This window comes from Chitinophaga silvatica (genome assembly GCF_003419895.1).
Classification (GTDB): Bacteria; Bacteroidota; Bacteroidia; order Chitinophagales; family Chitinophagaceae; genus Chitinophaga; species Chitinophaga silvatica.
Window position 1 is genome coordinate 273,607 of sequence record NZ_QPMM01000013.1, and the last position, 14,025, is coordinate 287,631.

The 14,025-nt window shown below is 40.2% G+C and carries 10 protein-coding genes; 7 read left to right on the top strand and 3 right to left on the bottom strand.

The window, feature by feature from the left end:
- The first annotated feature begins 46 nt into the window (after window positions 1-46).
- Window positions 47-2,398, top strand: a complete 2,352-nt coding sequence (locus DVR12_RS23505) for a TonB-dependent receptor (protein WP_116978252.1) — start codon at window positions 47-49, stop codon at window positions 2,396-2,398.
- A gap of 9 nt (window positions 2,399-2,407) precedes the next feature.
- Here the strand turns inward: DVR12_RS23505 and DVR12_RS23510 are convergent, their stop codons facing one another.
- Complete coding sequence (locus DVR12_RS23510; protein ID WP_116978253.1) at window positions 2,408-3,202, bottom strand: hypothetical protein; 795 nt, start codon at window positions 3,200-3,202, stop codon at window positions 2,408-2,410.
- 718 nt (window positions 3,203-3,920) lie between these two features.
- Between DVR12_RS23510 and thrS the strand changes: the two genes are divergently transcribed.
- Together thrS and infC are read left to right on the top strand one after the other, a co-directional pair.
- The gene (gene thrS / locus DVR12_RS23520; RefSeq protein ID WP_116978255.1) at window positions 3,921-5,861 is read left to right on the top strand and encodes a threonine--tRNA ligase; all 1,941 of its coding nucleotides are present in this window, start codon (window positions 3,921-3,923) and stop codon (window positions 5,859-5,861) included.
- A 161-nt stretch (window positions 5,862-6,022) separates the two neighbouring features.
- A complete protein-coding gene (gene infC, locus DVR12_RS23525; RefSeq protein WP_116978256.1) occupies window positions 6,023-6,691 on the top strand; it encodes a translation initiation factor IF-3 in 669 nt (222 codons plus the stop codon).
- 110 nt (window positions 6,692-6,801) lie between these two features.
- Here the strand turns inward: infC and DVR12_RS23530 are convergent, their stop codons facing one another.
- Complete coding sequence (locus DVR12_RS23530; RefSeq protein ID WP_116978257.1) at window positions 6,802-7,392, bottom strand: HD domain-containing protein; 591 nt, start codon at window positions 7,390-7,392, stop codon at window positions 6,802-6,804.
- A gap of 167 nt (window positions 7,393-7,559) precedes the next feature.
- Here DVR12_RS23530 and DVR12_RS23535 point away from each other — a divergent pair, with 167 nt between their 5' ends.
- A complete protein-coding gene (locus tag DVR12_RS23535) occupies window positions 7,560-8,537 on the top strand; it encodes a cation diffusion facilitator family transporter (RefSeq protein WP_116978258.1) in 978 nt (325 codons plus the stop codon).
- A gap of 54 nt (window positions 8,538-8,591) precedes the next feature.
- Here the strand turns inward: DVR12_RS23535 and DVR12_RS23540 are convergent, their stop codons facing one another.
- Entirely contained in the window at window positions 8,592-9,803 is a 1,212-nt protein-coding gene (locus DVR12_RS23540; protein ID WP_233522452.1) for a serine hydrolase domain-containing protein, read from the bottom strand.
- A gap of 312 nt (window positions 9,804-10,115) precedes the next feature.
- On the opposite strand from DVR12_RS23540, the gene serA reads away from it, so the two are divergent.
- The 3 genes from serA (at window position 10,116) to DVR12_RS23555 (ending at window position 13,934) form a co-directional block, all read left to right on the top strand.
- Window positions 10,116-11,351 carry a phosphoglycerate dehydrogenase gene (serA, locus tag DVR12_RS23545; protein WP_116978259.1) on the top strand — a complete coding sequence of 412 codons (1,236 nt, stop codon included), beginning with the start codon at window positions 10,116-10,118 and terminating at the stop codon, window positions 11,349-11,351.
- Window positions 11,352-11,547: 196 nt separating this feature from the next.
- A complete protein-coding gene (locus DVR12_RS23550) occupies window positions 11,548-12,306 on the top strand; it encodes a hypothetical protein (protein WP_116978260.1) in 759 nt (252 codons plus the stop codon).
- A gap of 32 nt (window positions 12,307-12,338) precedes the next feature.
- Window positions 12,339-13,934, top strand: a complete 1,596-nt coding sequence (locus DVR12_RS23555) for a S41 family peptidase (protein WP_116978261.1) — start codon at window positions 12,339-12,341, stop codon at window positions 13,932-13,934.
- The last annotated feature ends 91 nt before the right edge of the window (window positions 13,935-14,025 follow it).

Consider the following 14,025-nt stretch of genomic DNA (forward strand, 5'->3'; position numbering starts at 1 on the left):
CAGTAATTCGTAAATTGTTGCTTATTGCTGTTCATGATTCACGGATATGATTAAACGAATCGGATTACTATACCTTTTATTACTATTCTTTGTAACTGCAACAGCACAGCAATATACGCTCAGTGGTTTTGTAAAAGATAGCTCCAATGGTGAAGCCCTGCCGGGAGCTACTATTCAGGTTGTGAATACCTCAACTGGTGTTCAGTCTAATACGTATGGGTTTTATTCTATATCTCTTCCACGGGGCGAATATTCAATTCTTTATTCTTTCCTTGGTTATACGCCCCGAATCATTAATATTTCTCTGAAAAATAATATTAGCATCAACCTGGAATTAGTTCCCCAATCTTATCAGGCCAGAGAAGTGGTAGTTACAGCTCCCGATAAGAAAGATGCTAATGTTAGAAGTACCGATCTCGGGAAAGTATCACTTTCAATTGCTCAGGTAAAGAAACTACCCTCAATGATGGGGGAAGTAGATATTCTGAAATCGCTGCAGCTGATGCCTGGTGTACAGGCCGCAGGAGAGGGGAATGCCGGCTTTTATGTCAGAGGAGGGGCGCCGGATCAGAATCTTATCCTCCTGGATGAAGCACCGGTTTATAACACGGGGCATCTTTTCGGTTTCTTTTCTGTATTTAATGCCGATGCAATCAGGAATGCCACTATGATTAAAGGCGGGATGCCAGCCAATTATGGCGGACGATTATCTTCAGTGGTCGACATCAACATGAAAGAGGGCAACAACAAACGTTTGCAGGGCGAAGGTGGGATAGGCTTTATTGCATCCAGGTTATCGATCCAGGGCCCTATTCAAAAAAATAAATCCTCTTTTATAATCAGTGCCCGCCGAACCTATATTGATCTGATTACCAAACCCTTTATCAATAATACTTCCTACAAGGGATCGGGGTACTTTTTCTATGACCTGAACGCAAAAGTTAATTTCAAACTCTCAGAGAAAGATCATATTTATCTGAGTGGTTACACCGGGAAGGATGTATTCAGTTTTCATAACGGCGACCGTTCATTTGATATTAAAATTCCCTGGGGTAATACTACCGCCACTCTGCGATGGAACCATGTTTTCAATAGTAAATTGTTTATTAATACTTCTCTCATTTATAATAAATACAAGTTCCAGGTCAGTGCATTACAGAATTATTTTGATGTGCGTTTATCTTCAGGGATTACAGACGGAAATATAAAAACGGATATCGATTATTATCCAAATTCCCGCCACCATATTAAGTTTGGAGCCAATTATATCTATCATACCTTTACTCCAAGTACTATTTCCGGCCAGCAGGATACAGTGCAGCTGACACCAGATAATGCAGTCAGAAAATATGCCCATGAATCCGGAATTTATGTAATGGACGACTGGGAAATCTCTTCCCGCTTTAAACTGAATTTAGGATTAAGGCATAGCGGATTTATGCAGATTGGTCCGTATACCAGGTACTTCCTCGATGCCAGGGGAAACAAAAAGGATAGTGTTGTTTATGGCCGTGGGCAGGCAGTTGGGAGTTATAGTGGTTTGGAACCCAGAGTGATCCTTCGATATGCCTGGAATCCTTCTCAATCTGTAAAAGCTGCTGTAACCAGGCATTACCAGTTTATACATCTGGTGTCTAATGCCGGTACTACTTTGCCTACAGATGTTTGGGTACCCAGTACATACCTGGTAAAACCCCAGATCTCCTGGCAGTATACAGCTGGTTATTTCAGGAATTTTAAAGACAACGAGTATGAAGCATCTGTTTCTGTATACTATAAGACAATGCAGAACCAGATTGAATATAAAGAAGGGTATACCCCTTCGTTAAATGACCCGGAGCAGGATTTTATTTTTGGTAAGGGGCAGGCATATGGATTGGAATGGTTATTAATGAAACAGGCAGGTAAATTAACGGGTTGGATTGGATATACTCTCGGTTGGACCTGGCGTGAGTTTCCAGGTTTAAATAATGGCCGGCGTTATCCGGCCAAGTATGATAGAAGGCATGATTTATCTGTTGTTGCGAGTTATGAGCACAACAAGAAATGGACCTTTTCAGGCACCTTTATTTTTGGAACAGGAAATGTGACAACATTGCCTGAAACATTCTATTTTATGGAGGGAACATTAATACAGGAGTACAGTAGGATTAACGCATACCGGATGTCGCCTTATCATAGATTAGATTTAGCTGCAGTATATAAGCCTGCGCGACAGAAGCCAAGGCGTTTCAGCGGTAGCTGGACTTTCTCGATTTATAATATTTACAACAGAAAGAATCCATATTTTATTTACTTCGATCAGAAGGTTAATGAAAGGGGTGATGTACAAATGTCGGCCAAACAGGTTTCATTGTTTCCAATATTGCCTTCGGTGACTTATAATTTTTCGTTTTGAGAATGTGAGTTACAGATTATGCTTAGACAAATATTGCAGTACTGCAAGGATACCTGCAATTAAAGTGATTAAAGAAAATGCGAAAGCATAAGGATTAACTATTGCCTTATCAATTTTCTCCAAACAATTATCTAATTTTTTATTCAAATCATTTGAAACTTTTTCTAACGCAGTTGAATTAGCAGATATTTTTTCATTTAAATCACCTGATAATTTTTCTAACGCAGTTGAATTTGCAGCTAATTGAGTCTTTATTTCAGTGGTTGTAACTTTTAAGTCATTTAAAGCATTGCTGTTAGCTTCTACTTTTTCCTCTAATTTTTCAATTTTCCCATTGTGAACTTTCAATGTGCCATTAATATCATTCAATGTTTTATCAATAATGTTCAATGTTTTAGTGTTATCTTCTACTTTTTCCTCTAATTTTTCAATTTTTCCATTGTGAACTTTCAACGTGCCATTAATATCATTCAATGTTTTATCAATAGTGTTCAATGTTTTAGTGTTATCTTCTACTTTTTCATCTAATTTCTTAATTTGTTCATTGTGTGTGTCGCACTTAATCCCTAATTCTGTAATCTTTACAGTATTATCACTTAGTTCCTTTTGAGTCTTTTGTATCTCTGTCCTTATCCCTTTACCTTCTTCCTGTAAATCGGATTTGGTAGCGCAATGTCTGATCTCATTCCGAATCTCGTTTTTTATTGTCATTTCAATTACAGCGGCGGCTTTGTTTGCCTCCATATCGGGGAGTTTCAAGCTTTTATGAAACACCTCTACTAATGCAAGATTGTTGGATTTCATATTTTTATTTTTAAGGTTATATTGATGGCTGATATTATTGTTTGAAATTTACTTTGCAGATGCTAAAACAAGTTGTAGTGAAACTACGATGGTGAATAAAATAATTATTACAATAAGGTTAAATTGATTGATTGTATTTTCAAGTCTTTCAACCTTGGAATTAAGTCTTTCAAACTTGCTTTCTACTGTGCGATCAAGCATCTCAAACTTGTGATCAATCTTGGAGTCATTCATTTGAATTTATGCTCCAGATTTCTATCCATTCTTTCGGAATTGTAATCCACATTTTTTGAGATTCGCTGTAATTCGTAATTAAGATTTTCAATACTCATATTATATTTTTATTGATTATTTTGAGAAAATTCAAATAGGAAACAGTGATTTATACTGATCAGTTGTTATATAATCATTTCCTTATGAGCTCAAAAGTAGGAATGCTTATTCAACAAACCTCGAATCCTAACCAAGTATTTTTATATATCAAAGTGATTGTAAATGAATGTATTAGATTGATAGTATTTGTGTTATTTTAAGCGTAAAAATCGCTTTTTGACAAAGTTTTATACTGAACTGGGGTCGCTGTCGCAATATTTATTTTTAAAATCCTTAAGTTCAATGACATAGTTCTCAAAAAGCTAACGAACTATTTCTTAACTTCGCAAACATTTTATTAGGAATTATAGCTCCAAAAAAACAGAAGGAGCTAACAGCAAAACGTATGATAAATATCACTTTTCCGGATGGCGCAGTTCGTCAGTATGAACAAGGAGTAACTGCATTGGACATTGCCAAATCCATCAGCGAAGGATTGGCACGCAAAGTATTAGCCGCAAATATTAATGGGCAGGTAGTAGATGCTACACGCCCGATATTGACGGATAGCACGCTCCAACTGCTGACCTGGGTCGATAAAGACGGGAAAGCTACCATGTGGCACTCTTCCGCCCACTTAATGGCCGAAGCCCTGGAAGCGCTTTATCCTGGCGTAAAACTCGGATATGGCCCCTCAATTGAAAACGGATTCTATTACGATATTGACTTAGGCGACCGTACCATCTCCGATGAGGATCTCAAAAAGATCGAAGCTAAGATGGTGGAGCTTTCCAAACATAACAGTGAGTATATCCGTAAAGAGGTAAATAAAGCCGACGCACTGGCCTACTTCACTGAAAAAGGAGATCCTTACAAGATCGAAACCATTAACGAATTACAGGACGGAAATATCACCTTCTATACACAGGGAGGGTTTACCGACTTATGTCGCGGACCCCATATTCCCAACACCGGCTTCATTAAAGCGATTAAATTAACCAGCATCGCAGGTGCATACTGGAGAGGAAATGAAAAGAACAAAATGCTTACCCGCATTTATGGTATCACTTTCCCTAACCAGAAAGAACTGGACGAATACATCGCCCTGATCGAAGAAGCTAAAAAACGCGATCACCGCAAACTGGGTAAGGAACTGGAACTCTTTACTTTCTCCGAGAAAGTAGGGTTGGGCCTTCCAATGTGGTTACCGAAAGGCGCCTTACTGCGCGAACGTTTACAACGTTTCCTGCAGGAAGCTCAGCTGGCTACAGGTTACCTGCCTGTAGTAACTCCACATATCGGAAACAAGAACCTCTACATCACCAGCGGTCACTATGAGAAATACGGAAAAGACAGCTTCCAGCCAATTCATACGCCTGAAGAAGGAGAGGAATTCATGCTGAAGCCAATGAACTGCCCACACCACTGTGAGCTGTACAAAGCTTCTCCGAAATCATATAAAGACCTTCCCGTTCGTTTTGCTGAATTCGGTACCGTTTACCGTTACGAGCAACACGGCGAATTACACGGATTAACCAGAGTTCGTGGATTTACTCAGGACGATGCCCACTTATTCTGCCGCCCCGATCAGGTGAAGGAAGAATTCCAAAAGGTGATCGACCTGGTAATGTATGTTTTCAACAGCTTAAGCTTTACTGAATATACTGCCCAAATCTCCTTACGCGATAAGGACGACCGCAGCAAGTACATCGGAACTGAAGAAAACTGGGAACTCGCCGAACGTGCCATCATCGAATCTGCCGCTGAAAAAGGCCTGAATACCGTTGTAGAATATGGCGAAGCCGCATTCTACGGTCCGAAGCTCGATTTCATGGTAAAAGATGCATTGGGCCGTAAATGGCAGCTGGGTACCATTCAGGTAGATTATAACCTGCCGGAAAGATTTGAACTGGAATATATCGGAGCCGATAACCAGAAACACAGACCGGTAATGATTCACCGCGCACCTTTCGGATCACTAGAACGCTTCATCGCTGTATTGATCGAACACTGTGCCGGTAAATTCCCGCTTTGGTTAGCACCTACTCAGGTTAAAATCCTGCCAATCAGTGATAAAAGCCAGGCCTACGCCGAAAAAGTAGCTGAACAACTGAAAAAAGCAGAAATTCGCGCTGAAATTGATGACAGAAGCGAAAAAATCGGTAAGAAAATCCGTGAAGCCGAATTAGCTAAAATTCCGTACATGCTGGTATTAGGCGAAAAAGAAGCTGCCGACGAAGTAGTAGCTGTTCGCCGCCAGTCTAAAGGCGATCTCGGAACTATGACCATCGATGATTTCATCAAACAAGTGAGCGAGGAAGTAATCAATAAAAAAGCAATCGAATAAAGAATGTGGAAAAATCAACAGCTTATACATGAACCTAACTGATTAAGGTATGTTTATTGCTATGATTTTTCTACTATTTTTGCAAAAGTTGTTTTTGATCTGACTAAACATAACAGATCAACTCAATTCAACAATCTAATTCTTAATTTTTATAATTTTTAATGCAAAACAGACCCAAACCAAGTTTTGGCGGTGGTAACAACAGGGGAAGAAACCCCAACTTCCGCAGGGAACAACAACAAGAACATCGTACTAACAGAATGATACGTGTTCCAGAAGTAAGACTTGTAGGTGAAAACATCGAAGTAGGCGTCTACAAAACTGAAGAAGCCCTTCGTATGGCTGAAGACATGGGACTTGACCTGGTAGAAATATCTCCTAACGCGGTTCCTCCTGTATGCCGGATCATCGACTACAACAAATTCCTTTACGAAAAGAAGAAGAAGGAAAAAGAAATGAAGGCTAAGGCGCACAAAAGCGAAGTAAAAGAAATTCGCTTTACGCCCAATACCGACGATCACGACTTCGACTTTAAAGCTAAACATGCTGAAAGCTTCCTGAAAGATGGTAACAAAGTGAAAACTTATGTGCAGTTCAAAGGTCGTGCTATCATGTTTAAAGAACGTGGAGAGCTGATTCTGTTGAAGTTCGCAGAACGATTGGCTGAAGTGGGTAGCCTGGAAAGTATGCCTACCATGGAAGGTAAACGTATGATCGCCATCTTCGCTCCTAAAGTCAGCAAAAAGAAGGAAAAAGAACCTAAGGAACCTAAGGAACCAAAAGAACCTAAGGCTTCTACTCCTCCAGCTACAGAAAAAGGATCGGAATAATCAGTATTCCCTTTTAAATATCTAAAAAGAAAAGCAGAATATCCGGGCTGTAATAGCCCTGATGTCCTGCTTTTTCTCATTTAGATCCGGGCATCTTTATGCCCAATTATTTATGCTGCCTGCTCATTTAAATGAGTCAGCAGATATTTTAATGTTCTCTCTCTCATCCTGCTTACATCAGTAGGATCTACGGGTATATTGGCATCTTTCCCCATATCATCCCATATCCTGATCTGAATGTATTGATGAAACAACGGATCCTGCTTAAAGGCAGTTGCTTCTTCTTCACTCATAGGGCCCCCCTGGTAAATCAACGTCTGTTTGCTGGCTTCAGATAACGTTTCATAATAGGCACTGTCAAACCAGGTCAGATAACGTTTTGCCGCCACATGACTGCCCACCAGCTTTGCTAATCGTTCAGGGAATCCGCATCTGATAAGATAGGTACTCCCCAAATCATCATGCGCACGGGTGCCATACTGGTCCATCTGTTCTGCTTCCTCAAAAAAATGTCCTATATCATGCAGGAATGCAGCTACAATCATCTCATCTTCAAATCCTGTTTGCTCAGCTATTACCGCTGCCTGCATCATATGCATAAGCATCGTTACCTGTTCTCCATATTCGGCCTGGCCATAACGCTCGTATAACTCAAAAATCTCTGCGACCACCTGTTGCGCTTGTAGTTCTTTGTCAGTCATTTCGTACGTAGATTAGGGTTAGTATTATTTTGTTTAGGCAAATGTAATAGGGCTGACTGCTAAGAGATGCATCAACATTGTTATGTTTTTATTAATACCGTAGTTTTGAAGTGGCACAACAATATTCTTGTACCTTTGTTCTTTACAACACTAAACCAATCTTTCCATTGCTAAAAAAAGAATTACGGGTCATCCTTATTTCCCTGTTGGTAAGTCTATTAATTACAGGGGCTAAGTTTGCTGCCTATCTGATGACCCATTCCGTTGCTATCTTATCTGACGCTTTAGAATCTATAATAAATGTTGTAGCCGGTGGCTTTGCCAGCTATAGTATTTACCTGGCTAGTCAACCTAAAGATGAGAACCATCCTTATGGTCACGGTAAGGTCGAATTCTTTTCAATTGGTTTTGAAGGCGCAATGATCTTTATTGCCGGAATACTCATCCTGGTTAAAGCAATTCAATACTTCATCTTTCCCAAAGAGCTGCAGAAAATGGAAAGCGGCTTATGGGTACTTGGCGTTACCACTCTGGCCAATCTCTTACTGGGATTGTATCTTGTGCGTTCAGGTAAAAAATTATCCTCCCTGACGATCACGGGCAACGGACAACATATAATGACAGATGTTTACAGCAGCCTGGGATTGATTATCGCTTTAACAGTTATCCATTTTACCGGTTGGAACTGGCTCGACCCAACAGTTTCGTTGCTGATGGCCGGACTGATTCTCACCAATGGCTATCAGCTTATGCGCCGGTCGATTTCCGGTTTGATGGATGAAACCGACATGAAAACAGTGGATAAGGTAATTGAAATATTATCTGCAAACAGGAGAGAGAACTGGATCGATATTCATAACATGAGAATCCAGCAATACGGAAATAACTATCATATAGATTGCCACATTACAATGCCCTATTATCTCGAGCTGAATGATGCACATGATGAAATGAAAAGGGTAGAGGAACTGGTAAATAATGGATTCAAGAATAGTGAAGTTGAATTCTTTATTCATATGGATCCCTGCATTCCGTCGTGCTGCCATTACTGTTTAAAATCGGCCTGCCCGGTTCGGAGCCATCCTTTTACCGGAGAAATTACATGGGCCAGAGACAATGTACTTCCAAACAGAAAACATGGATAAACAAAAAAACGCGAGGATCATCCTCGCGTTTCCTGTTTTTTATATTGAATGATTTTATTCTTCTCCGGCTTCTTCGCCATCGCCATGCCCAAGTATATCCCGGATTGGCTTCACTGCCTGGTAAATACCCCTGTTGTATTTATTACCCAGAATAATCAGCGTAGTGGTATCGGAAATGAAACGATAAAATACTGTATTGTTTCCATGCCACCAGCCATTATGATATACGATGTTTTTGCTGGCATCCGGATACACCATCAGCCTCCATCCTAAGCCATAATTCCTGACACCTGGTTTCTCATTACTGTAAGGGGCATACGCAGCCTTAAGGATGGTATCATTAAGAAACTGACCGGAGTATAATGCCTGATCCCATTTAAGCATATCTTCCGCACTGCTGTAAATACCTTTGTCGCCCATTACGCCATCGAAATAGGTATCCGGCTCAAATTGGCCATTATACTTGTGACTTTGGGTCTGGTGCGGGCGGGCCGCAGTGCCGGGATCAAATACAAAAGTATTTTGCATTCCCAGTGGCCCGAAAATCGTTTCCTGCATGAACTCAGGATATTTCTTGCCGGTTACTTTTTCTATAATTGAGGCAAGCAGCATATAGTTGGTATTGCAGTACTGGAAGTGAGTTCCCGGAGCATGCTGAATCCTGGGCTTATGAAGCTCCATCAGTTTAATGACATCGTCATTTGTCATATATCTTGAAGGTTCTTTCCATAAACTATCGCTGAAATAGAGATAGTTGGGAAGTCCGCTTCTATGATTCAACAACATTCTGACAGTAATCCCCTTATAGGGGAAGTTGGGGAAAAACTCCTGCAGGGTGTCGTCAAGGCTGAGCTTTCCATTCTGGACTAGCCAAAGAATTGCTCCGCCTGTAAATGTTTTGGATACTGAAGCCAACTGAAAGGAAGAACTATCTACAATAGGAGTTCTGCTTCTGGAGTTTTCATACCCATGATACTTTTCAAAAATGATAACACCTTTCTTGGCAACCAATACGGCGCCATTGAATCCGGTACGCAATAATTTGTTATTGTAAAAAGCTTCCAGCTCCCTTTGAATTTGCTGTGTGCGGGGTGAACTTAAAATTGCTGCTTTATCAGCTTCACTCAAATTCAAAGTATACCGGCTGCTATCTGTACTAACGACCTTAGTGGTTATTTTACTTCTTGCTGTGTTGCTCTGACAACTTGTAACTATTGCTATTCCCGATAGTGTTAAAATGATCCTAACTGCTTTCAATCGCTTCATTAGAGGTGTGTGACTAACTTTCTTAATTCAAATGACCTGTCCGATAAGGCGCTAAAATTATACTCAATGGAAATGATCACCAAATAATAACACTCAGTTCGATTGCTTTTAAGGGGTTTTTAAGCCAGAAAAACTAAAAAAAACGCAAAAATCTATTAATGTTAACTAGCTTTTTTTGATAAAATCGAATTGATTGTCGCAACTATTTGAATATTCCTGAACATCGAGTAGGTTTGTGCCCTGTTTCCCCGCTAGCAGCAATTATTAAGCCAATTGCACTACACAGATACATATATAATCTAGAATAATATTATGGACCAGCAAAAGTCGACAAGTTATCCAAAAGAGAAGATCAACATTTTGTTACTGGAGAACATCAGTGATGCTGCAGTAGAAGAGTTTATTACAGCAGGTTACCAGGTACGTAAGCTTTCAGGTGCACTGAATGAAGATGATCTGATCAATGAGATCAAGGATGTGCATCTTCTTGGTATCCGTTCGAAAACCAAGGTAACCAGAAGAGTACTGGAATCGGCTAAGAAGCTGCAAGCCATCGGATGTTTTTGTATAGGTACCAATCAGGTTGATTTAAAAGCAGCCACTGAACATGGTGTAGCTGTATTTAACGCTCCATATTCGAATACACGTTCCGTTGCGGAACTGGTAATCGGGTTATCCATAATCCTTATTCGCCGTATTGTAGATAAAAACAATGCTGCTCATAACGGAATATGGATGAAAGAAGCTACCGGCAGCTATGAACTTAGAGGTAAAACTCTGGGGATCGTAGGATATGGCAATATCGGTAGCCAGGTAAGTGTTCTGGCAGAAGGAATGGGGATGAACGTTGTATACTATGACGCTGAAACTAAACTCCCTCTCGGAAATGCTGAGCAACTGCGTACACTGAAAGACGTTTTCCAAAAGTCTGATATTATTTCCCTGCATGTTCCAAGTAGTAAAACTACTGCCAACATGATCACCGCCGATGTTTTGGCTGAAGCTAAACCTGGTGCCATCTTTATTAACTATGCTCGTGGAGAGGTGGTGGATCTTGAAGCACTGAAAGATGCTTTGGTTAGCGGTAAACTGTCTGGTGCGGCAATTGACGTATTCCCGGTTGAACCGGAAAAAAATGGAGCATCATTCACTACTCCATTACAAAAGTTGCCAAATGTTATCCTGACTCCTCATATCGGTGGTAGTACAGAAGAGGCCCAGCACAATATTGGACTTGATGTTAGCGCTAAAATGCTGAATTATCTGGAAAAAGGTGCCAGCTTTGGATCACATACAGTACCAGCTATCAGCGTTCCGCCAATTGAAAATACACACAGAATCCTCCATATTCACCAAAACGTGCCTGGAGTACTGAGTGCTATCAATACAGCCCTATCGAGCAATCAGATCAACATCCTGGGCCAATACCTTAAAACCAATGACACTATTGGTTATGTGGTACTGGACGTGGATACCAGATTATCTCAGGAAGCCCTTTCCCTTTTGAGAGAGGTTCCTCATACAATTAAGACAAGATTACTGTATTAATAGTACATTTATAGCACAATAAAAGGGAATAGACCGGCCTGTGGGTTGGTCTATTCCCTTTTAACTATATAATAATATTACCAACGGTCCATTATTTCGGCTCATTCACCGATTCTTTTACCTTATATGCGTTATTTTTGAGGATATTTTCGAAATTCTTTGTTAACCTTGTAGTATAACTGTAATTGTATTTCTCATGAAAATGAAAAAGGCACTGGTAACAGGAGCATTTTTAACGATTGGATTATTATCTAATATTCCGGGTAAAGCGCAGGATGAACAGAATAAATGGGCACCGGAAGGTATAAAAATCGATGGTATAGCATCTGAATGGCCTAAACCATTGCAGTTTTATAACAATACTGCAAAATTATTTTATACAATAGCGAACGATCAGGAAAACTTATACGTTATAGTTAGTGTACCAGACCCTCAGAGCCAGATGAAAATATTAAGATCAGGACTGACGTTTTCTGTTAACATAACTGGGAAAAAGAAAAATGGACCATCCATTACTTTTCCTTTAGTAAATGAAGTAAACCCCGGAAATCCTGATGCACCTGAGTCTTCCCGCGCATTGATTGCCGGTGAACTGAAAAAACAGCTTTTGGCTAATGCCAAAGAAATTAAGGTAGATGGATTTGAGAATATTCCGGATGGCAATATTCCGGTACATAATACCTACGGCATTCAAACTGCCGGTTCCTACGATTCAAACGGAAATCTGGTTTGTGAATTGGCAATTCCTTTAAAACTTTTAGGAGTTACCACCGCTTCAACCACACCAATCGCTTATCATTTTAAGGTAAATGCAATGAAAAAAGTGGATAAGAAAGAATTGGAGCCTAAAAAGGAGAAAGGGCAGCAACCACCTGCTCCGGGATCCCCACAGGATACATTTACCTTATACTATTCGGCAGACTTCTGGACCAAACAAACTTTGGCCACCCACTAACTGCTGATACATATCGTCGCTTAATATTTTTTATGCATAAGAAATTATTTTCTTCAGGCGTGAAAGGGGTATTGGCTGCCTGCATCTTTGCCGGTGTGCTTACTAGCTGTCATAAAGATAAACCCGCAGCTAACAATGATAACAACAATCCGGCCCCTTCAGTTTCTACCGGTGATACTACCGCTATTAAGGAAGATTCATTGCGCTATCTGATGTATCAGATTATGCAGGTGACTTACGCTGATGGGGGGCGAACCGCCAATAGAGGATTACCAACCTATTATTGGTATTCCAGTGTTCCGGTGTTGAACCCTTTCGATACCAAATTTGCCAATGCAGATTCGTTATTGGCTGCTATGAAAAGGTACGCTATCAACCCAACTACCAATGCGCCTTATGACAGGTACAGTTTCCTCGACAGAAGCGGTGTACTCACCAATAAGCTGATGAATGGAGTTTCCTCCAGCACTACTTATTTCTCAGCTTCCGGCGATTTGGGCTTGCAATATGCCCCTGTCCTGGCAGATGCTAATGGTACGGTGAGAATCTTCGTTTTATATACCGATAAAAATAGCCCTGCCGGTAAAGCTGGTGTAACCAGAGGTTGGGAAATTACCGGGATTAACGGAGTTACTTCATTCAGTTCTACGTCTTCTTCATTGTCCTATATTTATAGGTCTATAATGGAGTCTGATAATGTTTCACTGGAGTTCAAAAGACCCGATGGTACTAAAGTAACCTACGCTCTTGCTCAATCTACCTACAATATCAATCCGGTTGTGTTTGATACTGTTTTTTCAGTACCTGTAGGGCTGTCCACGCAAAAGGTCGGCTACTTCGTATTTTATACTTACGCAAGTACTTTCAATGCAAACGGACAACCAACAGTCACAAAAACAGAACTGGATAAAGTATTTACAAAGTTCCAGTCCGCCGGTATTAAGAATTTAATTGTCGATTTACGATATAATGGAGGTGGGGCTACCACTACTGCAGAATACCTCGATAGTGCGATTGCTCCTTCATCTGCTGCAAATAACCTGATGTACAGTTATCAGTACAACGATAAGCTGATGGCGGTTATCAACGATATTCAGCTGACCTCTAAAGTTAATTTTCCTTCCCAAACAGGTGGCCTGCAACTCGATAATGTATTCTTCGTTGTTTCAAGAAATACAGCCTCAGCGAGTGAACTGACGATTAATAACCTGAAGCCATATATGAGTGTAAAATTGATTGGTGATTCTACTTATGGCAAACCGGTAGGCTTCATCGATTTTAATATTACGATGTATGATGCAAATCATCAGCAAAAATATCTGGCAGATTTATACGCTATCAATTTTGAGACGAAAAATGCAAAAGGAGAGGGTGGCTATTACACCGGGATGGCAGCTAATACCTTTGCCAATGATTATGTGAATGTACCTTGGGGCAGTACCTCGGATCAGAATTTACAACAGGCTGTCAGTTTTATAAGTGATGGTAAATTTCAAACTATCAATAAAAATGCAAGAGCAGCAAGAGAAGCTGTAAATCTATTTACTCCAATAGAAAAAGCAACACCTTTAAGCACTTTCAATGGAATGGTTGATTTCCGTTTAAGTAAAGAAGCAAGAAGAAGATAGATTTTTATAAAAGTGGTAGTGTAAAATTCTTTGTGTAAGTATGTATTCAACTGTATCGAGTTAATACCACCAGCAGGTGGAGTGAAGTGAG

Excerpts from the sequence above, each read along its gene's own strand:
- DVR12_RS23505 (WP_116978252.1), top strand. The coding sequence starts at position 47 with ATGATTAAACGAATCGGATTACTATACCTTTTATTACTATTCTTTGTA.
- DVR12_RS23510 (WP_116978253.1), bottom strand. The coding sequence starts at position 3,202 with ATGAAATCCAACAATCTTGCATTAGTAGAGGTGTTTCATAAAAGCTTG.
- thrS (WP_116978255.1), top strand. The coding sequence starts at position 3,921 with ATGATAAATATCACTTTTCCGGATGGCGCAGTTCGTCAGTATGAACAA.
- infC (WP_116978256.1), top strand. The coding sequence starts at position 6,023 with ATGCAAAACAGACCCAAACCAAGTTTTGGCGGTGGTAACAACAGGGGA.
- DVR12_RS23530 (WP_116978257.1), bottom strand. The coding sequence starts at position 7,392 with ATGACTGACAAAGAACTACAAGCGCAACAGGTGGTCGCAGAGATTTTT.
- DVR12_RS23540 (WP_233522452.1), bottom strand. The coding sequence starts at position 9,803 with ATGAAGCGATTGAAAGCAGTTAGGATCATTTTAACACTATCGGGAATA.
- serA (WP_116978259.1), top strand. The coding sequence starts at position 10,116 with ATGGACCAGCAAAAGTCGACAAGTTATCCAAAAGAGAAGATCAACATT.
- DVR12_RS23550 (WP_116978260.1), top strand. The coding sequence starts at position 11,548 with ATGAAAATGAAAAAGGCACTGGTAACAGGAGCATTTTTAACGATTGGA.
- DVR12_RS23555 (WP_116978261.1), top strand. The coding sequence starts at position 12,339 with ATGCATAAGAAATTATTTTCTTCAGGCGTGAAAGGGGTATTGGCTGCC.